This is a genomic window from Pannonibacter sp. Q-1 (assembly GCF_054073275.1).
Genome location: NZ_JBSXNB010000008.1, coordinates 60,826 through 83,154 on the forward strand (window position 1 = coordinate 60,826; position 22,329 = coordinate 83,154).

A 22,329-nucleotide genomic window follows, 5' to 3' on the forward strand; every position below is an offset into this window, starting at 1 on the left:
ATCTTCCGAATGATCTGACAGTCAGTTACCCCCCTCGCCCCCCTTCCGGGGGCATCTCCCCCTCAAGGGGGGAGAGGGGTTTGAGCCTGACAGACAGTCCGCAATGAACACTGCCCACAGAAACAGCCGTTTGAAACGGCTTGTCACGGAGAGTGCAATGAACGGCGGGATAGAGGAACGCCAGACAAGCGGCGGCACGGCCCTGCTCGGGCCGGGCAGGCTGGTGCTGGTGGTTGGCCCCAGCGGGGCGGGCAAGGACACGCTGATGAATGCCCTGCGTGACAGCCTTGCGGGCGATCCGGCCTATATCTTCGCTCGCCGCCTCATCACCCGGACAACGGACGGGGCGACGGAGGACCATGATGCCATCGGCCGGGCCGAATTCGACGGGCTTTGCCGCGAGGGCCGCGTGGCCCTTGCCTGGGAGGCGCACGGCCTTGGCTACATCCTGCCGGAGAGCATCGATGACGGCATCCGCGCCGGTCACACGGTGATCGCCAATGGCTCACGCCAGATCCTCAATCAGGCCCGGCAGAAATATGCCTCCCTGATCATCCTGCTGGTGACCGCCCCCATTGATGTGCTGGCCGGACGGCTGGCAGCGCGCGGACGCGAAAGCCGGGAAGAAATCAGCCGCCGCCTCAGCCGGGCCGATATCGATATGCCCGACGTGCCCGGCGTCATCCGCATCGACAATTCCGGCAAGCTGGATGACAGCCTTGCCTGCATGCGCAAGGCCCTTGGCCTGCCTGACGCTGCAAGCTGACGCCGGTTTCACCTCAAGGCTGGGGCTGGGATTCCGAACCCGGCTCCTCGGGCAGAACCTCCCGTCCCTCCGGCACGCCGGGGCCTGAAGAACCGAGGAAGCCGGACGGCAGGCCAAAGCCCTGCTCCAGCGCCTTCAGCACGCTTTGGTCGCTGACCTCGCCGCTCAGAACCTTCTGCACATCGATCTGCACCTTGCCACCGGTGGTCTGGCTGATCAGGTCATTGGCCACGGTCCCGAGCGCCTCATCCGGCTTGACCTTGAGAAGTTGCACCAGCTCGCCGCCCACCTGCTGCAGCTGTTCATAAGCTGCCTGCGGGTTTTCCAGAATGCCCTGAATATCGGGATAGATCTGCGGCCGGTCCCAGGAGCCCCGGATGACGACCGGCACGCCGAGGGCCGCCATCGTCTTGGATTCGCCCTTGGCCCGCGGCGTCGGAGCAATGCCCTGCAGGCTGGGTACGATCTGCGGCTCCACCCGCCAGTCCAGCGTCCGGCCCGGCATGTCGGTGGTGCCGCTGCCCGTCATGCGGATCAGCGGACCGGCCAGCGCCAGATCCTGGTTGAGGGCAACACCATTGCTGATCTGGAAGGATGCACTCAAGGTGGTGAAATCCGTCCGCGCCTCGCTGGACTGCTGCCAGCCCAGCAGTGTGCGGGCCGCAACATTGCGCACCATATCCGGCAGGTTGACCCCGAGAATGGCGCCGTTGAGGACCTCAAGCTTCGCTTCACCACCGAGATTGCCGATCAGCTCCGCTTCACTGCTGCCACGCGTATTGACGTCATAGGAGAGCGAGCCCACACCATCGAGCCAGGAAATGCCCGTGGCATCGCGCAAGAGATCCCGGGCTCCGACTTTGGACAGGGTGAAGGCCGAGCGGATCTGCGGCTGGCGGTTGCCGCCTTCCACCGTCAGCGTGCCCTTGCCCTCGCCGCCATACAGCGAGACCTGCTGCAGATCTGCGGTCAGAACCCCATCGGCAATCGCCACCTTGAGCGCGCTGTTGCCAAGCTTGATCCTGTCCCAGTTGATAGACTTGGCCGTGAGGGTCAGGTCCGCATCAAAAGCCGCAAGGCCGCCGAAATCGACCGGGGCATTGCTCCAGCCCTTCGCAGCTCTGGCGCCGCCGGAGGGGGCCGCAGCACCTGCGGCGGGCTTGGCACCGGAAGGCGCCTGCGCCGGGCCGGTACCCAGATAGGGATCAAGCGGCAGGCTTTCGAGCACGAGCGAAGCCGTCAGCTTCGGCACCCGTCCGAAAGCCAGCCGGCCCTCGCCGCTGCCGCTGATGCCATCCAGCGTGAAGGCCGTGTTGCGGAAGGAGACCGCATTGTCCCCGGCGGCAAACACACCCGCCACCCGGAACGGGCCAAGACCGGCGCCAGGCGCAAGCGGGCGGCCCAGCCAGGACAGCAGATTGCGCAGGCTCTTCGTCTCCACGAAGACCGAGCCATCCACCCCGCCGGACAAGGAGGCAGAACCTTCAAACCCGGCGGCCCCCTTGGCACCTTCAAGGCGGATATCGACGGGTGCTGGAAGACCGGCCAGAAGAATGGCCGGAGTGGCGGTTCCCTTCAGGGCGAAGGCTTCGCCGCGCCAGCTCAGCCCGCCGGAGACGGTGACCGGCTTGTCCAGCCCGTCGAAACTCATCTTGGCATTGATGCCGCTGATCTGGTTAGCGCTTTCATCGCCGCCGGTGGCAGCGGCCAGATCAAGGCCTGTCACCGTGCCGCCCGAGACCGAGACAAGGCCGGAGAGCTCCAGCGAGCCCAGCAGCGAAGGCGTATCCGCTCCTGCGGCCGCAAAGCGCAGATCCGTACCGAACTCACCCGTGGCCGGGAAGGACAGGTTTGCCAGCCTCAGCGCATCCTGCAAGCTGCCACCCGACGACTGGACACGGCCTTCAACCCGCGGCGCCTTGCCAGTGAGGTCCGCATCGAGAGACAGCGCCAGCTTGAGCGCGCCAAGGGCCGCTGTTCCATCCTGCAGGACAATCTGGCGCGTATCGCCGGCAACACGGCCCGCGAGGGACACTTCACCGCTGTCCTGCGCGCCGTCAGCTCCGGCAAGCGCCATGATGGCAGCCAGAGAAGCGGCCTTGCCATCCACGGCCAGATCCACAGCCAGCGGCGACAGGCCAAGCCCGCCTTCCACATTGACGGTCACCCCGCCCGCCTTAACCATCAGATCAATGGCTGCCGTCTCTCCGGCGGCAAGCTTCAGAAGGCTCGTCACCTCCACATCCAGCACGACGGACTGGCCATTCCACACGGCACTAGCGTCAAGATCGGCCGTGCGGTCCAGAGCAGGGACGGTGAAGCGGCCGTTGATATCGCTCAGCTCCTGCCGGGAACCGCTGCGCGCATCCGCAAAGGCGATGCGGCCGCCGCGAATCTGCACATCATCAAAGCCGATCCGCGTCAGGGCGGTCAGATCACGCGCTTCCTGCGGTGCCTCGGCCGGGAGCGCCGGCGCCGGTGATCCGGCAGATGCGGGCTGCGGGCTGCCCTTACCGTCAAACTGGGTGAAAACGCCCTCAATCCGCTTCATCGGCTTGCGCGGCGCCCAGGAGGTGCGGCCTTCCGCGTCGATGAGCAGATCGAACTCCGGCTTGTCGAGGCCGATCCCCGTCACCTGAATGGCCCCACCGAAAAGGGCACCCCAGGCAAGCTCAAAAGAAATGGTGCCGGCGCGTGCAAACTCGACACCCCGCGCCCCGGCCTCGCCCGACAGGCCCACATCCGTGGCGCTGAGCTGAAACTGGGGGAGAAGAGAGATGGCGACGGGCCCGTCGATCCGCAGCCGCCAGCCGGTGGCCGCTTCCACTTCCTGCACGACGCGCGCCTTGATGGCGTCCTTCGGCAGCACCATGGGCACGATGACCACAGCAGAGGCCACGAGCACAGCCACAATGCCCGCCCCGATCACAAGCCGCTTCATCCCAGTCTCCCCGAATACCGAATCGGACCGAGTTTAGGACAAAGCGTGTCAACAGCGTGACCTTGAAACGCAGAACTGCGTAATTCTTATGCGGCCTCTTGCGCATTCGAGCGTCCGCAAGCCGTCCCCGGCTCCCGGGCACCCGGGCTCAGACCGTCAGATGGCGGCGGACTTCCGTCTCATCCAGCTCCGTCCGGAGCCCCGCCATCACCACCTCGCCCCGGTCCATCACGGCAAAACGGTCGGCGAGATCGCGGGCGAATTCGAAATACTGCTCCACCAGAATGATCGCCATGGTGCCCTGATCGCGCAGCCACTCGATGGCCCGGCCAATGTCCTTGATGATGGACGGCTGGATGCCTTCCGTCGGCTCGTCCAGCACCAGAAGCTTTGGTCGCATGACGAGGGCGCGGGCAATGGCCAGCTGCTGCTGCTGGCCGCCGGACAGATCACCGCCCCGGCGTGACAGCATGTCCTTCAGCACCGGGAACAACTCGAAGATCGTGTCCGGAATGGTCCGGTCGCGGCGGGCGAGCGGGGCATAGCCGGTCTCCAGATTTTCCTTCACGCTCAGGAGCGGAAAGATCTCGCGGCCCTGGGGCACGACGGCAATGCCAAGCCGGGCCCGGGCATGGGGCGCAAGGCGCGAGATATCCTGTCCCTGCCACAGGATGCGCCCACCGCTGACCGGCTGCTGGCCCGCGATGGCACGCAAGGTCGAGGTCTTGCCCACACCGTTGCGGCCCATCAGGCACGTCACCTTGCCCGCCTCCGCCTCAATGGACACGCCCTTGAGCGCCTGAGCCGCGCCGTAGTGAAGATCGATCTTTTCAACGCTCAGCATGATCTGCTCCATTTCACCCGGCACAAGGTGCCGGACTTTCATCGGGCTCAAGCCCCTCTGCCCTCGCGAGGAGAAGGAACGCACTTTCCTTTTGCCGCAGTGCCCCTCTCCCCCCTTGAGGGGGAGATGTCAGCGCAAGCTGACAGAGGGGGGTGCAGCGCTTCAATACAGCAGGATCTCTCTCATAAACGGACAGTCCGTTACCCCCCTCTGCCCCCTGCCGGGGGCATCTCCCCCTCAAGGGGGGAGAGGAACGGGAGCCTTGGTCAGGCCGGAGGAAACACGCCCCCCTCACCGCCCCAGATAAACCTCCACCACCCGCTCATTCGAGGACACGTGGTCGATCGAGCCTTCGGCCAGAACGGAGCCTTCGTGCAGCACCGTGACCTTGACGCCCAGCGCACGGATGAAGCTCATGTCGTGCTCCACCACCACCACGGAACGGGTCTTGTTGATGTCCTTCAGCAGCTCCGCCGTTTCCGCCGTTTCGGCATCGGTCATGCCGGCGGCGGGCTCATCGACCAGGAGAAGCTGCGGCTCCTGTGCCAGCAGCATGCCGATTTCCAGCCACTGCTTCTGGCCATGGCTGAGATTGGCCGCCAGCTCGTTGCGCCGCCCGGCCAGCCGGATCAGCTCCAGCAGCTCCTCGATCCGCGCCTTTTCCTTGCGCGACAGCACATGAAACAGCGTCGAGAACGGCCCGCGCGGGGCTTTCAGCGCCAGTTCCAGGTTGTCCTGGACCGTATGGCTCTCGAAAACCGTCGGCTTCTGGAACTTCCGGCCGATGCCAAGCTCGGCGATATCGGCCTCGTCCAGCTGGGTGAGGTCGGTCTCGCCGCCGAAGAACACCTCGCCCGTATCGGGCCGGGTCTTGCCGGTGATCACGTCCATCATCGTGGTCTTGCCCGCACCATTGGGGCCGATGATGGCGCGCATCTCGCCCGGTGCGATGACGAAGGACAGGGAGTTGAGGGCGCGGAAGCCATCGAAGGAGACGCTGACGCCATCCAGATAGAGAAGGCTCGACTGAAGGGTCATGGCTTCACTCCGCCGGTTGCGGCGCTTTGGCGCCAGAAGATTGGGGACCGGATTGGGGGCCCAATGAAGACGTGTCCTGCGGCTTGCTGCGGCCCGCGGTCTTCGTCCGGACCTTCTCCCGGATCTGCGCGGCAAGGCCGGTGATGCCCTTGGGCAGGAACAGCGTCACCACCACGAACAGCGCACCCAGCGCAAAGAGCCAGATTTCCGGCAGAACGGCGGTGAACCAGGTCTTGCCGTAGTTGACCAGCACCGCTCCGATAATGGGGCCATAGAGCGTGCCGCGCCCGCCGACCGCCACCCAGATCACCACCTCGATGGAATTGGCCGGTGCAAATTCACCCGGATTGATGATGCCGACCTGTGGCACGTAGAGCGCACCGGCAAGGCCCGCCATCATGGCTGAAACGGTCCAGACGAACAGCTTGTAACGCTCCACCTTGTAACCGAGAAAACGGGTGCGGCTTTCCGCATCGCGCACGGCCACCAGCACCTTGCCGAGCTTGGAGCGGGTGATGGAGCGGGCCAGCAGGAAAGAGACGAGCAGCGCAATACCGGAGGCGAGGAACAGCCCCGCGCGGGTGGCATCGGCCTGAACCGAGAAGCCGAGGATATCCTTGAAGTCGGTCAGGCCGTTGTTGCCGCCAAAGCCCATGTCATTGCGGAAGAAGGCGAGCAGCAGCGCATAGGTCAGCGCCTGCGTGATGATCGACAGATAGACCCCCGACACCCGCGAGCGGAAGGCGAACCAGCCGAAGACAAAGGCGAGCACGCCCGGCACCAGGAGCACCATCAGCATGGCAAAGGGAAAGCTGTCGAAGCCGTACCAGTACCAGGGCAGTTCCTTCCAGTTGAGGAACACCATGAAGTCCGGCAGCACCGGATCGCCATAGACCCCGCGCGGACCGATCTGGCGCATCAGATACATGCCCATGGCATAGCCGCCAAGGGCGAAGAAAGCCCCGTGCCCCAGCGAGAGAATGCCGCAATAGCCCCAGACCAGATCCACCGACAGCGCCAGCAGCGCATAGGTCAGATACTTGCCCATCAGGCTCACCGCATAGGTGGGCACATGCAGCGGATGATCCGGCGGCAGCAGCAGGTTGAGCGCGGGCACCGCCAGGATGATGCCGCCTGCGATGAGGAGGAAAAGCGTGGCCTGCCGGTCGAAGGCGCGGAGAAGGAAATGGGTGATCATGCGTCAACTGCCCGGCCCTTGAGGGCGAACAGCCCCCGTGGACGCTTCTGGATGAAGAGGATGATGAAGACGAGCACGAGGATCTTGCCGAGCACCGCCCCGGCATAGGGCTCCAGGAACTTGTTGACAACGCCCAGCGTCAGCGCGCCCACCAGCGTGCCCCACAGGTTGCCCACCCCGCCGAAGACGACGACCATGAAGCTGTCGATGATGTAGCCCTGCCCGAGGTTGGGCGACACATTGTCGATCTGCGACAGGGCGACACCGGCGATCCCGGCAATGCCGGAGCCAAGGCCGAAAGTGAGCGCGTCGATCCAGGGCGTGCGGATGCCCATGGAGGCGGCCATGCGGCGGTTCTGCGTGACAGCGCGGGTATAGAGGCCGAAGGGCGTTTTCTTCAGCACCAGCATCAGCCCGGCAAAGACCAGCATGGCGAAGACGACGATCCAGAGCCGGTTATAGGTGATGGTCATCTCACCCAGCTGGAAGGCGCCGGACATCCAGTCCGGATTGCCCACTTCCCGGTTGGTCGGCCCGAAGATCGAGCGCACCGCCTGCTGCAGCATCAGCGACAGGCCCCAGGTGGCCAGCAGCGTTTCCAGCGGCCGCCCGTAAAGGAAACGGATGATGCCGCGCTCGATCGCCATGCCGATCAGCCCCGTCACCAGAAAGGCAAGCGGCAGCGCGATGAAGAGCGACGCGCCGAACAGGCCGGGGAAACTGGTGCGGATCACCTCCTGCACCATGAAGGTGACATAGGCGCCGATCATCACCATTTCGCCATGGGCCATGTTGATGACGCCCATCACGCCGAAGGTGATGGCAAGGCCGATGGCGGCCAGCAGCAGCACCGAGCCCAGCGACAGGCCGTACCAGATGTTCTGCGCGCCATCCCAGAGGACCAGGGATTTTTCGATGCGGGTGAGGCCGGTCTGCGCCGCATCGCGCAGGGCCTGAGGCGCCTTGGCATCGCTGGCGATCGACGTCAGCACGGACAGGGCATCACGCCCACCCGCCGAGGCGATCAGATCCACCGCCGCCAGCTTGTCTGCCTCCGGTGCATCTCCGGCCAGCACAGTGGCCGCCCGGGCGCGCTCCATCGCAGTCTTCACCCCCGCATCCGTCTCCCTGGCAATCGCGTCCTCCAGTTGAGGCAGCGTTTCCACATCGCGGGAGCGGAACATGGAATTGGCCGCAGCCAGACGCACGGCGGCATCGGACGAGCCCAGCGTCAGGCTGCCGACGGCCGCACGGATCGACCGGCGCAACCCGTTGTTGACCTTGATCTTGATCACTTCGCCCGTGGAAACGGTGCCCAGCGCCTCACCGGTCAGCGGATCGGTCAGCGCAAGGCCGGAGCCCGCCTTCACCCCGATGACGGCCATGGCGTCGCTCTTGCGCACGTAGAGATCGCCGGACGACAAAGCCTCCAGCGCCGGAGCCACGGCGGGATCCCCGGTTGCCGCCAGCGCCCCCACCTGCGCCTCGGTTTCCTTGAACCCGCCCTCACCCAGCTTGTTCACCAAGGGGCGCAGCGCATCCGTGTCCTGCGCAAGGGCATGCTGCTGCACGGCAACGGACATCACCAGCATCAGCAGACAGATCATGAGGCGTTTCAGAGACATGGGCGTCACCTGGCTGGAAAAAATCATGGCAGCGGGAGGCTGTAGCCCCCGCCGCGACCCCACCCCACAAGGAAGAGGGAGCGTTGGCGTTTTGCGAAACATGCGGACCGTGCTGCGTGAGAAGTGGCTTCCGGGGCGTTTCAACCCTCGCCTTTTGCCGCAGCGCCCCTCTCCCCCCTTGAGGGGGAGATGTCTGCGTGAGCAGACAGAGGGGGGTAGCAGCGCTTCAGCACGGCAGAACTTCTCTCACGAGAGGACAGTCCGTTACCCCCCTCTGCCCCCTGCCGGGGGCATCTCCCCCTCAAGGGGGGAGAGGAGTTGGAACCTGACTGGCGTTCCGTTGGAAATGCTGCCCCTCGCAGGGAGGGGTGAGGGGCGGCACCGCCCCTCACTGGAAGCCGTCTCACATCAGCTGCCGGAGCCGCCGCACTTGCCGGTCTTCACGTTGAAGTTTCCGCAGGAGAGCGGGGCGCGCCAGTCGGCGATCAGGTCCATGGAGCCTTCCAGATAATCGGACCACTCGTCACCCACCACGAGACCGGGGGTTTCCCAGACGGTCTCGAACTGGCCATCGGCCTGGATTTCGCCGATGAGCACCGGCTTGGTGATGTGGTGGTTCGGCATCATGGCCGAGTAGCCGCCGGAGAGGTTCGGCACGGAGACGCCGATCAGCGCGTCGATGACTGCATCCGTGTCGGTGGTGCCGGCCTTCTCGACGGCCTTCACCCACATGTTGAAGCCGATGTAATGGGCTTCCATCGGATCGTTGGTCACGCGCTTGTCGTTGCCGATGAAGGCGCGCCAGCTTTCGATGAACTCGGCATTGGCCGGGGTATCGACGGACTGGAAATAGTTCCAGGCAGCCAGATGGCCGACAAGCGGGGCGGTGTCGAGACCGGCAAGCTCTTCCTCACCCACGGAGAAGGCGACGACCGGAATGTCTTCGGCCTTGATGCCGGCGTTGCCGAGTTCCTTGTAGAAGGGCACGTTGGCATCGCCGTTGATGGTGGAGACCACGGCGGTCTTCTTGCCGGTGGAGCCGAAGGCCTTGATGTCGGACACGATCGTCTGCCAGTCGGAATGACCGAACGGCGTGTAGTTGATCATGATGTCCTCTTCCTTGACGCCCTTGGACTTCAGATAGGCTTCAAGGATCTTGTTCGTCGTGCGCGGATAGACATAGTCGGTGCCCGCCAGCACCCAGCGCTCCACGCCTTCCTCGTTCATGAGGTAGTCAACCGCCGGAATGGCCTGCTGGTTGGGGGCAGCCCCGGTGTAGAACACGTTGCGCTGGCTTTCCTCACCCTCGTACTGGACGGGGTAGAACAGGATCGAGTTCAGCTCCTCGAACACCGGCAGCACGGACTTGCGCGACACGGAGGTCCAGCAGCCGAAGACGGCCGAAACCTTGTTGACCGCGACAAGCTCGCGGGCCTTTTCGGCAAAAAGCGGCCAGTCGGATGCAGGATCAACGACGACGGCTTCCAGCTTCTTGCCCAGCACGCCGCCCTTCTTGTTCTGCTCCTCGATGAGGAACAGCATGGTGTCCTTCAGCGTCGTTTCAGAAATCGCCATCGTGCCCGACAGCGAATGCAGGATGCCGATCTTGATCGTCTCCTCGGCCAGCGCGCCGCCGATCATGGTCGATGTCATCAGGCCCGCCACCACGAACCCTGCCATGCGGGAAGTCATCTTGGTCATCATGTCAGTCTATCCCCTCACTGAGGGAGCCCCTGCGCCTTCGTGCAACGGCTGCAGTGAGCCGGGCCGAGGGCAGCGCCCCAGATGCGGACAGTTGTTACTGCCGTCATTGATCAGTGTGGTCCGGGATTGCTGCACTGCCATATACGTCGATTGACGTAATGCCTTCAAAGCCGTGTCAGACAGAGCGTCAAACGATACAAAAAAGACAAAAAAGCTTCACGAAACAACAATAAGGCAGGGCCATTCATCCTCCCCCCCTCCCAGGAATCAACCGATGAAACCCCTGCCCTATCTCGCTTCAGTCAGCGCACTCGTTCTCGGTCTCATGATCCCGGCTGCAACGGCCGCGCTTGCCATCGACCTGCCGCAACCACCCGCAGGCCTTGGCCGTGAGGACACCGCACAGCCAGTTTCCGGCTTGACGGCATATATCGACGCAGGTGCAACCAACCAACGCGGGAAGGCGTGCATGTCCACGCTGGAAGGCAATGCCGGCGTGCGCGTGCTGGCCGGATTCCTGAAGGTCTGGACACCGTCGTCGCTTCTGGTCGATGCAGATGTTGAAGCCGAAGCCGAGGGCAATTGTCCTGCCGTGGCCAAATCCACCTGGGATGGCATTCCCGGCAGTGTGACCGATGGCAGCCCCGTGAACCTGGACCTGCATGCTGCCAACATCGCCTATGTAGAGGCCCTCACACGCAGCCGCACTCCCGTGCAGGCCGTTCAGGCCTATCTCGATGACCGCCGCGGCAAGAACGCCAGTCTTGTCGACGGTCTCGGGCCGCTCGCGGATGCATGGCGCGAAGGCACGAAGCAGCACACCACCATTACAGATGTTCCAGCCGACGCCTCTCTCGTCAAATACGAAGACGAAGGCAACAACCGGGGCATCGGCAGCACCGGCGATGCGGAAAAGAAGATCGCCCCCAACGCCGATCTCGGCCTTGCCGTTGACCTGATCGAGGCCGCCAGCAAGGATGGCTCGACCGAGCCGTCAAAGCGCTTCTACAAATACGCCCGCCCCTGGCGCTGGAGCCAGGACGTGAGCGTTCTGCCGTCCCTGCTGCCGGCCCGCAGTTCCAAGCCGCAAAATGACGGCGGCTTCCCAAGCGGCCACACCGCCGAAGCCTGGCGCGATGGTCTGGTGATGGCCTATCTCGTGCCCGAGCGTTTCCAGGAAATGCTCACCAGAGCAACCGAACTCGGCGACAGCCGCATTGTGGCCGGCATGCATTCGCCGTTCGATGTGATCGGCGGGCGGATTCTCGGCACGGCCGTTGTGATCTACAACCTCAACAAGCCTGACAATACCGGCCTGAAGGCCGACGCCTTCTCCCAGACCCAATCCTGGTTGATGAAAAAGACCGGCTCGGAAACACAGGCGGAGTTGATGCGTGTGGCTCACTCGCATCCTTCCGTGCGCGACCGTTTCGCCGATCATAGTGCAAATGCCGCCTTCGTCGCCTTCCGGATGGACTACGGCCTTCCGGCGGCCGGAGCCACAGACCTGCCTGCAAACGTGCCGGCAGGCGCTGAAGTCCTGCTGGAAACCCGTCAGCCATACCTCACAGCCGAACAGCGCCGGGTGGTGCTGAAAACGACCGCCTTCGCCTCCGGTAACCCGGTGATGGATGATCCGGAAGGCTTTGGCCGCCTGAACTATTTCAAGGCTGCCGATGGCTATGGAGCCTTCGATGGCGATGTTACCGTCACCATGGACGCCAGCCTCGGCGGCTTCAACGCCTTTGACGTCTGGTCCAACAGCATCTCCGGCGCAGGCATGCTGACCAAGCGCGGCAGCGGCAGCCTGGCTCTTGCCGGCGAGAATGGCTACACGGGCGGCACCCTCATTGAGGCCGGCAACCTGATTGCCCGCAGCGAAACAGCGCTGGGCGCAGGGGACGTCTTTGCCGCTGGCGGCAAGCTTGTGGTGGAGAACACCGCACTTGAGCTGAAAGGCAACATCAGTTTCACCGGTGCGTCCGGCCTGATCGTGACGTCGACCGCGGGCCGGAAGGCAAGCGTCTCCATCGGCGGTGCGCTCGCTGTGGACGGCGCCGAACTGACCGTCACGGCCGATGATGAGGCTGCGGCCAAGTCCAGTGAAGGCCTGCCGGTCCTGACCGCTGCAAAAATTGATGGCAAGTTTGCCTCCGTCACGCTGAACGGCAAGCAGGCTGAAGCGGTTTACAGCGGCACGGGCGTCGCCATCCGCCTCGTCAACTGACACGCTGACATCCGGCACAAAACCAGGGCGGGGACGGCCAGAAAGCCGTCCCCGCCCTGAACATTTCCATCCAGTGGCCGCATCTTGGGCAGAACTCAGGAACGGCATGATTCCTGCTTTCCTGATATCAAGTATTGAGTGACAGGGGGCTGCACCTAACTGACCGGTGCAGCCGCGGAGGGCGGATGCTTATTTCTTGGGCAGATAGCGGGCACAGACTGGCCAGAAACGGGCAGAGATGACAGCGCGTCAGCGCATCCTGCCGGTGCGCCGGCATTACAATCAATGGGTCAACAACCAGACCCTGGAAGACTATGCGCTGCGCTTCACGGCCAAGAGCGCCCGGCGCTTTTCCAGCCGCGCCATCTCGCACACGGCCAGCGGTGCGATTTCCTTTCTGGCGCTGGAGGCAATTGGCGGGGCCATCACCCTGTCCTACGGCACCGCCAATGCCTTTGCCGCCATTCTGGCAGGCTGTGCCGTGCTGCTTTTCGTCGGCCTGCCCATCGCCCGCTATGCCACGCGCCACGGAGTGGACATCGACCTGCTGACGCGCGGCGCCGGTTTCGGTTACATCGGCTCCACCCTGACATCGCTGATCTACGCCAGCTTCACCTTCATCCTCTTCGCCATTGAGGCCTCGATCATGTCGAGCGCCCTCGAATATGCCTTCGGTATACCCCTGTGGATCGGCTACATCCTCAGCGCCGTGGCGGTGATCCCGCTGGTCACCCATGGCATCACCCTGATCAGCCGCTTCCAGCTTCTGACCCAGCCCTTCTGGATCGTTCTCAACATCCTGCCCTTCATTTTCATTGCGCTGACGGACTGGCAGGCGGTGGGCGTCTGGCTCGGCTTTGCCGGCATTGACCCGGCCTCCGGCGCGCCCCGGGAAGCCTATTCCAATCCGGTGGACCTCTTGCAATTCGGGGCCGCCGCTGCCGTGGTGCTGGCGCTGATGGCGCAGATCGGCGAGCAGGTGGACTTCCTGCGCTTTCTGCCGGCGAAGGAAAACCTGTCGCCGCTGCGCCGCTTTGCCCTGTTTCTGGCCGGCCCCGGCTGGGTGGTCATCGGCCTGCCGAAGCTGCTGGCCGGCTCCTTCCTTGCCGTTCTGGTGCTCTCCTCCGGCATTCCGGCAAGCGAGGCGGACCAGCCGTCACGCATGTATGCGGTCGCCTTCGGCTACATGCTGCCGTCCGAACAGGCCGCCATTCTGCTGATGGCCGCCTTCGTGGTGGTGGCGCAGCTCAAGATCAACGTGATGAATGCCTATGCCGGGTCGCTGGCCTGGTCGAATTTCTTCTCCCGCCTGACCCACAGCCATCCGGGCCGGGTGGTCTGGCTGGTGTTCAATGTCGGCATTGCGCTCCTGCTGATGGAACTGGGCATCTATGCCCTGCTGGAGGAGACGCTGGGCGTCTTCTCCATCATCGCCATGGCCTGGCTGTCGGCGATTTCCGCCGATCTCTTCATCAACAAGCCGCTGGGCCTTGCCCCGCCGGGCATCGAGTTCAAGCGTGCCCATCTCTATGACATCAATCCGGTCGGCACAGGGGCCATGGGCGGGGCGGCGCTGATTGCGCTTCTCGCCCATTACGGCATTTTCGGCGTCACGGCGGCGGCGCTGGCCACCTTCATCGCCTTTGTCCTGCCTTTCGTCTTCGCCCCGCTCATCGCCTGGGGCACGAAGGGCAAATATTATCTGGCCCGCAAGCCGCGCCGCCACTGGCAGTCCCGCACCGCCATCACCTGCTCGGTCTGCGAGAACCCGTTCGAGCCGGAGGACATGGCCTATTGCCCGGCCTATCAGGTGCCGATCTGCTCGCTCTGCTGCACGCTGGATGCCCGCTGCGGCGACAGCTGCAAGCCGAAGGCGCGGCTGGCCTATCAGACGAAAACGGTCGCAGCAGCCGCCCTGCCCGCCTGGGTGATGGAAAAGCTCGGCACCCGCCTTGGCCGCTATCTCACCACATCGGTGCTGGTCATCGCCGGCATCGGCCTCATCCTCACCATCATCTACAATCAGTCCATGGTGCACAGCCCGCAGGAAAACCTGGCGCCGGGGCAGATCATCGCGCTGATCTTCGTGGTCTTCGCCATTGCCGCCGGCATCGGCGTCTGGTTTCTGGTGCTCGCCCATGACACACGCCGGGTGGCGGAAGAAGAATCCGCCCGCCAGAACACCCTGCTGCTGCAGGAAATCGAGGCGCACCGCAAGACGGACGCCGCCCTGCAGCGCGCCAAGGAGGCGGCGGAAGCGGCGAACCACGCCAAGAGCCGCTATGTCATCGGCCTCAGCCACGAATTGCGCACCCCGCTCAATGCGGTGCTCGGCTATGCGCAGGTGCTGGAGCGGGACGAGGCCATCCCGCGCGAACGCAAGGCCAGCATTCAGGTCATCCGCCGCAGCGCCGAGCATCTGTCCGGCCTCATCGACGGCCTGCTTGACATTTCCCGCATCGAAGCCGGGCGCCTGCAGGTCAGCACGGATACGGTCAACATCCACGAGTTTCTGGACCAGATTGTCGCCATGGTGCGGCTGCAGGCGCAAGCCGCCGGGCTCGGCTTCGAGTTCTCCCGCGCGCCGAACCTGCCCGCGCTGGTCCGCACCGACGAAAAGCGCCTGCGCCAGATCCTCGTCAATCTCCTGTCCAATGCCATCAAGTTCACGGACAAGGGCCAGATCCGGCTGGACGTTGCCTACCGCTCGCAGGTCGCCACCTTCCGCATCACCGATACGGGCCGCGGCATTGCGCCGGAAGATCTGGAGCGCATCTTCGAGCCCTTTGGCCGCGGCAGCAGTGAAGCCGTACACCGCACGCCGGGGCTCGGCCTCGGGCTGACCATCACCAAGCTTCTGGCACAGACGCTGGGCGGCTCCATTGACGTCACGAGTGAACAGGGCAAGGGCAGCACCTTCACCGTGCGGCTGATGCTGGCAGCCCTCAATGGCCCCGCGCCCGCGCTTGCCGCCGACCGGCTGGTGCGCGGCTATGAGGGGCCGCGCCGGTCCATCCTCGTCATCGACGACAATGGCGACCACCGTGCCCTCATGCGCGAAATGCTGGCGCCACTCGGCTTCATCGTGCTGACGGCGGAAAACGGGCAGGAGGGCATAGACCTCACGCTGGAACTGGCCCCGGATCTGGTGCTGGCCGATATTTCCATGCCCGGCCTCAACGGCTGGGAAGTGGCAGCCGCCCTGCGCCATCGCGGCTACAAGGGGCGCATCGTCATGCTTTCGGCCAATATCGGCGACACGGCCCTGCGCCCCACCGGCGAGCCTGCCCATGACGACACACTGGCCAAGCCCGTGGACATGGCCCAGCTTCTCGACCGTCTCGGCCGCCTGCCCGGCCTCGTCTGGCGTTATGGCGCACCGGCCGCACCTGCCCCGGAGCCGCAGGCCGCCCTTTCCCTGCCCATCATCCTGCCTCAGGCAGACCCGCAGCGGGAGACGGCGCCCGCAATTTACACCAGTCCCGGCCCTGGCCACTTGCGCGACCTGATGGATCTTGGCGATATCGGCTATGTGCATGGCATCGAGGCGAAACTGAGCGAGTTGGGCCGGGAGGCGGGCAATGCGCCCCTCGTCGCCGCCCTGCGCGAGCGGCTGGAGCAGTTCGATTTTGCCGGCTACAGAACAATTCTGGAAGAGGTCCAGCCCCATGACTGAAACAAGCTGCGTGAGGCCGTATGACTGAAGCCCCTGCCCAGCGCGACATCGTTCTTGTGGTGGATGATTCCCCCGAAACCCTCGGCTTTCTGACGAAGGCGCTGGAGGCCTCGGGCGTGACTGTTCTGGTTGCGACCTCCGGCACGGCAGCCCTCACCATTGCCGGGCGCATCACACCCGACATGGTGCTGATGGACGCGGTGATGCCGCAACCGGACGGCTTCGAAACCTGCCGGCAGCTGAAGGCCATGCCGGAGCTGGCGCATGTGCCGGTGATCTTCATGACCGGCCTCAGCGAAACCGAGCATGTGGTGCATGCACTGGAAAGCGGCGGCGTGGATTTTCTCACAAAGCCAATCAATCTCGATGAGCTGCAGGCCCGTATCCGCGTGCATCTGGCCAATGCCCGGCAGGTGCAAAGCGCCCGCATCGCGCTGGATGCCGCCGGGCGGCACCTGATGGCGGTCACCTCAACCGGCAGCGTGAAATGGGCCACCCCGCAGGCCCGCACCGCGCTGAGCCATTTCGCCGGCCGTGTGGGCAGCGATGTGCTCCCCCTCATCAGCCAGCATCTGGGCGCCTGGCTTGGCAGCCCCAGTCAGATGGCAGGCCAGATGGGCGGCAGCCGCTCCACCTCCTTCATGGGGGCGCCGGGGCAGAAGCTTGATTTCACCTATCTGGGCGCCGTCGGCCCGGATGAATATCTCTTCCGCCTGACGGGCGGCGACGAGGCAGGCCAGACCGATGGCCTGCGCACCCGCTTCGGCCTCACCGCCCGCGAGGCGGAGGTGCTGCTGTGGATCGCCCGTGGCAAGGCCAACAAGGACATCGGCGAAATTCTCGGCCTGTCACCGCGCACGGTGAACAAGCATCTGGAGCAGATCTACGTGAAGCTCGGCGTCGAAAACCGCGCCTCCGCCGCCGTAAAGGCCGCCGAAGCCATGAGCGAGCTGTAGCAGCGCGATTGCACGCAAGCACCGATCTGGACTAGAGAAGCTTCGATTGCAGGCGGCTTTTCGCCCCGGCAAGAAGAAGGTGACCGGCTCATGATGTTCGACAAGGCCCCCGAAACGCTGCTCAACGTGCTGATGGTGCTCGATTATGTGGGCGTTGCCGTCTTTGCCGTGACCGGCGCCATCGTCGCCTCGCGCAAGGGCATGGACTTCATCGCCTTCCTGTTTTTCGCCACCATGACCGGCGTCGGCGGCGGCACCTTGCGTGACCTGATCCTCGGCGTGCCCGTGTTCTGGACCAAATCGGAAGGCTACCTGCTGGTCTGCTTTGGCGTCAGCGTGCTGATGTGGTTCGGCGCGCATATCGTCGAAAGCTGGGGCAAACCGCTGCGCTGGGCCGATGCCATCGGCCTTGCCGCCTATTGCGTGATGGGGGCGGCCAAATCCATGGCGGTCGATCACATGCCGCTCGTCGCCATCCTGCTGGGGGCCTCCACCGCCACGTTCGGCGGCATCCTGCGTGACGTTGTCGCCGGCGACCCGACCGCCATTGCCAAGCCGGAGATCTATGTCACCGCTGCCTTTACCGGCGCGGCCGTCTTCGTGGTGCTGACGCTGGTCGGCTTCTCGCTCTGGCCCGCGGCCATCATCGGTGCGCTCGCAGCCTTCATCATCCGGGGCGGCGCCATTCTCAGGGGCTGGACGCTGCCGGGCTATTCCGCACCGAAATCCTGATTTTTGCGCCGGTCTCAGGCAGCGCGGCTGCCCGGACCGGGAAGGGCGCGGGACGGCGAGGACTGCTCGGCCTCGGCCCGCAGCTTGTCGGCTTCCTTGTGCCACTTGTCGGCCTCGGAGCGCTTGACGCGCGCCTCGCGGCGCCAGCGGCCCTGCTTTGCCCAGGCCCCAAGCCCGCCGATGACGATGCCCACCAGAATGGCGGCAAAAATCACCCAGAACAGCGGCACGCCGGTCAGCGTCAGGCGCGGATCCTGCGGATCAAAGGGGTTCAGCGAAAGATCGACCCCGTGCCGGTTGGCCACAGACAGCGGCACCACCACAAGGGCGATGGCAACAAGGATCAGGTTCTTGAGAAACCGGGTCACGGGCCCTGCCTTTTTCTAGAGCATGTCCGGCGCAAACGGCTCCGCCTGCAATGCTCTTGGGTCTTTGTCTTCACGCAAGTGCGGACACAAAACCGGTCTCCGCCTTTGCTGGAACTGCCTTGGCTGCGCGGCGGTCAGTCTTCGTCGTCGCTATCTTCGCCGTGATCGACGCCATCATTCAGGCGTTCACGCATTTCCTTGCCGGTCTTGAAGAAGGGAACGTATTTCTCGTCCACCTCGACCTTCTGCCCCGTGCGCGGATTGCGGCCGACACGGGCCGGGCGGTTCTTGACGGAAAAGGCGCCAAAGCCGCGCAATTCCACACGGTCACCGCGCATCAGCGCCTCGGTGATCTCGTCAAGGATCGCGTTGACGATGTTCTCGACGTCGCGCTGATAGAGATGCGGGTTCTGTTCCGCGATGCGCTGCACAAGCTCGGACTTGATCATTCCCCGCTCCCTTGTTCCTGACCACCCGGCACACCCCCGGGAGCCTGCCAAACAGACACGAGCCCGTCAAGCGTAAGGCTTGGAGAAATCAATCCCTTAGCCTCTGAAACGCCCTCAATCAGCGCCTTGGCGGCCCCTTCACCGATACCTTGCGACATCCGTGCCGCAAACGGCAGGCGGCTGCGCTCATCGGGCACCTTCCAGGTGACGACCGGAAGATCCCTGGCGACACCCTTTTCCTTCTCCAGCCAGGCGATGGCTGCCGCCTCGCCGCCGATCGCATCTACCAGCTTGCGCTCCTGCGCCCGGAAGCCGGTGACGATGCTGCCATCGGCCACGGCACGGGCCGCCTCCGGGCTCAGCTTGCGCCGCTCAGCCACCAGCTTGACGAACCAGTCGTAGCTGTCGCCCACCAGAAGCGCCAGCATGTCACGGGTTTCGGGCGAGGGATCGGAATAGAAATCGGGCTCGGCCTTCATCGGCGCGCTTTTCACCGCATCCATCTTCACCCCGACCATATCCAGCAGTTTCTCTGCATTGCCGAACTGGAACAGCACGCCGATGGAACCGGTAATGGAATTGTGCCGCGCGACGATGTGATCGCTGGCCAGAGCCACCATGTATCCGGCCGAGGCGCCAACCGTGCGGATTTCCGCGACCACCGGCTTCTTCTTGGACAGCTCATGGAGCGCCTGATAAAGCGCCTCGCCGCCCGTGGTGCTGCCGCCGGGCGAATTGATGGAAATGATCACACCGGCGACTCTCTTGTTCTCGCCGATTTCCCGGATCAGCTTGAGCTGGTCGCGGTCCTCCATGATCACGCCTTCGATGGGAATGCGCGCAATGTGCGGCTTGCTGCGCTCCGCATTGAAACCGCCGCCAAGAGCAATGAGGCCTGAGATGAGGGCGGCCGCCAGGATGAGAAAGGCTGCAACGCGCCAGAACACGAGCTTGCGGCGGAGCCTCCGGCGGTCGGTTATGGCTTCGGCATCCAGGGACATCTGTCACGCTCCACGGTCAACGGCCTTCATGGCTACACAGCCTGCGCTGCGATGAAAAGCCCAAATAGGCTGCAAGGTCAAATCATTGGCAGCGGAAGAGACATTCTGCCTGCCTGACTCTCTGCCCCGGAGCGCCGATGCGGAAGGCCGGGGACAGCCGGACCCCGGCCTTGAGTTAAGATTTCTGCCTTGCTTGAGGCTGACGGCGCGGCGCCTCAACCGGCCGCATGAGCCGCAATCCGGCGCAGGCGGCGCAGGATCATGACGAAAGGCACCATGGAGAGGGCCATGACGGCCGAGCCTGTCATCGCCAGCAAGAGGTTGCCATCCTCGATGGCAATCGCAACGCCGGGGATCATCAGCCACATGCCGATGGTTGCTGCGACAAAATGCAGCCGCGCCAGCCGGGAATGGGCCGCCTGCGGCACGGCGTTGTAGTAGAGCCCGAAGAGCGTCATCGTCAGAAAGCCGAGCAGGGTCAGCTGCACATTGGCGGTGGCAAAGCCTGCCCCCTGACCTGCGGACATCTGAATGCCGAAGATGATGCTGCCCACGCCATAGAACATGGCGGAAATGAAGAACCAGAAGGAAATGCCTCGCATGGGTCTGTTCCTTGATCCAAAGCCGCTCCAGCGCCTTCACGGCCCTGCAGCCCGCCCCCATGGAGATGGCATGCGCCTGTTGCCGGACCAAAACCGTGGTCTGCATCACATTCCGGCCGATTGGCTTGCGCTATCACATCCTGCCGCCTGAAGCCTCTGAAGGTTCACGTCCGGTCACAACCGCGTGGGACCGCCGGCTGAAACGGCATTTAACGCCCGCTTTCCCTTGACGAACCGGGGGAAACGAAGGCAAGCCAGCTAACTCGAAGGGCAGGAGTCATCACGAATCATCCACCCTTCGGTTTTACCCATCACACATGCCCGGCTTCTGTGCCGCCGGGTCATCCGGGAGTGCCCGCCATGCGCAAGCTGCTTTGCGCTCTTGCCCTTTCCCTGACTGCATCCTTCGCCCCTGCCCTGACGGCGACGCCCGCCCGGGCGGCCGCCTGCGGCAATGATGCCTCCGGTTTCAATGCCTGGATTGCAGCCTTCAAGCAGGAAGCCCCGGCCCGTCATGGGCTGAAGGCCTACACGGTGGCAAACGCCCTTGAGGGCGTGACCTATGATCCGCAGGTGATCAAACTCGACCGGGGGCAGCGGTCCTTCAAGCTCAGCTTCGAGGAATTCTACCAGCGCCGCGTCAACAAGGCGCTGATCAACCGGGGCCGGCAGCTGCATGCCCAATATGCCGGGCTGTTCGAGCGCATCCAGCAGGACTTCGGCGTGCCGCCGCAGATCATCATCGCCATCTGGGGCCTCGAAACGGGCTATGGTGCCAACTCGGGCAAGATGGATGTGGTGCGCTCGCTGGCGACCCTATCCTATGACTGCCGCCGTTCGGAATTCTTCACCCGCGAGCTGGTCTCGGCCCTCAAGATCATCGAAAACGGCGACAAGGTGCGCGAGGACATGCGCGGCGCCTGGGCGGGAGAACTCGGCCAGACCCAGTTCCTCGCCAGCTCCTATCTCAACTACGCCGTCGACTATGACCGGGACGGCAAGCGCGACCTGATCCGCTCCATCCCGGACGTGCTGGCCTCCACCGCCAACTATCTCAAGCAGAAGGGCTGGCGCGCCGGTGAAAGCTGGGCTCCCGGCACGCCGAACCACGAAGTTCTGCGGGAATGGAACAAGGCCGAGGTCTATGTCCAGACCATCGGCGTGATGGCTGAACAGCTCGTCGAATAAAAAGCCAAAGGGCGCGCCGGATGGGGGCGCCCTGAGGTCGATGACAAAGCAAGTGTTCTCCTCTTTCGTCATGGCCGGGCTTGTCCCAGCCATCTACAAGACATTGATTTGTATAGATCCTCGGCACAAGGCCGAGGATGACGATGGAGAGGCCGAAGGTTTGTCAGCAGTCTGAGGGCGTGCCGGATGGGCACGCCCTTTGGGTTTCACATGCCCTCTTCCATCATGCCATGACTTGACCATGGCATCCATACCCTTGCATCTCCAGACACCGGAGCAGTGAAAGGACGCGAGCATTCAGAGCGGCTGCACGGTCACGGAATGGATGCCATGGCCGGGCCATGGCAAGACGAAACTCGAAGGACTGAGCCCTTTGCAGTACAGGACCCAGTCCTTAAATCGGCCCAGTCTATGAACCATCCAAATTCATGGGTTCAGTTCACTCCTGCCGTGACTTTTGAGTTCAGGGCATAGTCTTACCGGAAGACGCCCGTCTTCACCGAGACGTCGGAATCGGTCATCGAATAGCGGCGGACGATGTTCTTGCTGTTGAACAGGACGACAAGCTGCTTGCGCTTGCCCGAGTGGGACGTACCCAGCGCACCGACCACGGGGATGAAGTTCACCGCATCAGCCTGCAGGTTGTCGAGCTGGTAGGTCCAGATCTCTTCGCCCTCGGAGGTGAAGCTCGTCTGATAGGGCGAGCCGAACATCTGCTGCACCTCGCTGCGCGTCGTCTTGCCTTCGGTCAGCTTGGCGGAGACGCTCGCCTCCGTCTCGTTCCTGAGACTTTGATTGCCGGAAGATGCGCAGCCGGCAAGGGTCAGGCCTACAACAAGCGCAGTCAGTATCTTCTTCAAGGTTCGCCTCCGTTATCGCGGCAAGTCTGCACGCATGGCTTGTGAAAACGGCCACGGCCTAGCGGCAATCGGCAAAACGGACAAGGGCAACCGGACCAAAATAAGTCCTCCCGCAGCAACCTGAGATTATACACGCGGTTGCGTGTCCGGATTT

General features: G+C 63.9%; 17 protein-coding genes. 6 read left to right on the forward strand and 11 right to left on the reverse strand.

Annotation, left to right across the window (positions count from 1 at the left end):
* The first annotated feature begins 157 nt into the window (after positions 1 to 157).
* Positions 158 to 766 (forward strand): phosphonate metabolism protein/1,5-bisphosphokinase (PRPP-forming) PhnN, encoded by a 609-nt coding sequence (gene phnN / locus ACVNHC_RS20200; protein ID WP_094463690.1) that lies wholly within the window; start codon positions 158 to 160, stop codon positions 764 to 766.
* A gap of 13 nt (positions 767 to 779) precedes the next feature.
* On the opposite strand, the gene ACVNHC_RS20205 is transcribed toward phnN, so the two are convergent.
* The 6 genes from ACVNHC_RS20205 to urtA form a co-directional block, all read right to left on the reverse strand.
* Positions 780 to 3,707, reverse strand: a complete 2,928-nt coding sequence (locus tag ACVNHC_RS20205) for an AsmA family protein (RefSeq protein ID WP_457169065.1) — start codon at positions 3,705 to 3,707, stop codon at positions 780 to 782.
* Between the two features lie 148 nt (positions 3,708 to 3,855).
* Positions 3,856 to 4,551: an urea ABC transporter ATP-binding subunit UrtE gene (urtE, locus tag ACVNHC_RS20210; RefSeq protein ID WP_050475154.1), complete on the reverse strand. Its 696-nt coding sequence runs from the start codon at positions 4,549 to 4,551 to the stop codon at positions 3,856 to 3,858.
* Positions 4,552 to 4,842: 291 nt separating this feature from the next.
* Positions 4,843 to 5,589, reverse strand: coding sequence for an urea ABC transporter ATP-binding protein UrtD (urtD, locus tag ACVNHC_RS20215; protein WP_050475104.1), 747 nt, complete (start codon positions 5,587 to 5,589; stop codon positions 4,843 to 4,845).
* A gap of 4 nt (positions 5,590 to 5,593) precedes the next feature.
* Positions 5,594 to 6,787: an urea ABC transporter permease subunit UrtC gene (gene urtC, locus ACVNHC_RS20220; protein WP_094463688.1), complete on the reverse strand. Its 1,194-nt coding sequence runs from the start codon at positions 6,785 to 6,787 to the stop codon at positions 5,594 to 5,596.
* Positions 6,784 to 8,412: an urea ABC transporter permease subunit UrtB gene (gene urtB / locus ACVNHC_RS20225; RefSeq protein ID WP_457169068.1), complete on the reverse strand. Its 1,629-nt coding sequence runs from the start codon at positions 8,410 to 8,412 to the stop codon at positions 6,784 to 6,786. Before urtB ends, urtC begins: the two co-directional genes overlap by 4 nt.
* Positions 8,413 to 8,820: 408 nt before the next feature.
* On the reverse strand, positions 8,821 to 10,104 hold the full coding sequence (urtA, locus tag ACVNHC_RS20230) for an urea ABC transporter substrate-binding protein (protein WP_371328526.1): 1,284 nt from the start codon (positions 10,102 to 10,104) through the stop codon (positions 8,821 to 8,823).
* A 286-nt stretch (positions 10,105 to 10,390) separates the two neighbouring features.
* On the opposite strand from urtA, the gene ACVNHC_RS20235 reads away from it, so the two are divergent.
* The 4 genes from ACVNHC_RS20235 (at position 10,391) to ACVNHC_RS20250 (ending at position 17,707) form a co-directional block, all read left to right on the forward strand.
* A complete protein-coding gene (locus ACVNHC_RS20235; RefSeq protein WP_457169070.1) occupies positions 10,391 to 12,343 on the forward strand; it encodes a phosphatase PAP2 family protein in 1,953 nt (650 codons plus the stop codon).
* Positions 12,344 to 12,581: 238 nt separating this feature from the next.
* Positions 12,582 to 16,019 carry a hybrid sensor histidine kinase/response regulator gene (locus ACVNHC_RS20240; RefSeq protein ID WP_457169072.1) on the forward strand — a complete coding sequence of 1,146 codons (3,438 nt, stop codon included), beginning with the start codon at positions 12,582 to 12,584 and terminating at the stop codon, positions 16,017 to 16,019.
* A 20-nt stretch (positions 16,020 to 16,039) separates the two neighbouring features.
* Positions 16,040 to 16,975 (forward strand): response regulator, encoded by a 936-nt coding sequence (locus ACVNHC_RS20245; RefSeq protein ID WP_050473967.1) that lies wholly within the window; start codon positions 16,040 to 16,042, stop codon positions 16,973 to 16,975.
* A 90-nt stretch (positions 16,976 to 17,065) separates the two neighbouring features.
* Positions 17,066 to 17,707, forward strand: a complete 642-nt coding sequence (locus ACVNHC_RS20250) for a trimeric intracellular cation channel family protein (RefSeq protein ID WP_082206048.1) — start codon at positions 17,066 to 17,068, stop codon at positions 17,705 to 17,707.
* 14 nt (positions 17,708 to 17,721) lie between these two features.
* On the opposite strand, the gene ACVNHC_RS20255 is transcribed toward ACVNHC_RS20250, so the two are convergent.
* From ACVNHC_RS20255 to ACVNHC_RS20270, 4 genes are all read right to left on the reverse strand, one after another.
* Positions 17,722 to 18,075 (reverse strand): LapA family protein, encoded by a 354-nt coding sequence (locus tag ACVNHC_RS20255; RefSeq protein WP_050473966.1) that lies wholly within the window; start codon positions 18,073 to 18,075, stop codon positions 17,722 to 17,724.
* A 134-nt stretch (positions 18,076 to 18,209) separates the two neighbouring features.
* Entirely contained in the window at positions 18,210 to 18,524 is a 315-nt protein-coding gene (locus ACVNHC_RS20260) for an integration host factor subunit beta (protein ID WP_050473965.1), read from the reverse strand.
* Entirely contained in the window at positions 18,521 to 19,525 is a 1,005-nt protein-coding gene (gene sppA, locus ACVNHC_RS20265; protein ID WP_457169075.1) for a signal peptide peptidase SppA, read from the reverse strand. Before sppA ends, ACVNHC_RS20260 begins: the two co-directional genes overlap by 4 nt.
* Before the next feature lie 215 nt (positions 19,526 to 19,740).
* A complete protein-coding gene (locus ACVNHC_RS20270) occupies positions 19,741 to 20,127 on the reverse strand; it encodes a hypothetical protein (protein WP_050473963.1) in 387 nt (128 codons plus the stop codon).
* Positions 20,128 to 20,487: 360 nt separating this feature from the next.
* Between ACVNHC_RS20270 and ACVNHC_RS20275 the strand changes: the two genes are divergently transcribed.
* Positions 20,488 to 21,315 (forward strand): lytic murein transglycosylase, encoded by an 828-nt coding sequence (locus ACVNHC_RS20275; RefSeq protein WP_055455742.1) that lies wholly within the window; start codon positions 20,488 to 20,490, stop codon positions 21,313 to 21,315.
* Positions 21,316 to 21,791: 476 nt separating this feature from the next.
* On the opposite strand, the gene ACVNHC_RS20280 is transcribed toward ACVNHC_RS20275, so the two are convergent.
* Entirely contained in the window at positions 21,792 to 22,175 is a 384-nt protein-coding gene (locus ACVNHC_RS20280) for a hypothetical protein (RefSeq protein ID WP_050473961.1), read from the reverse strand.
* Positions 22,176 to 22,329 lie beyond the last annotated feature (154 nt).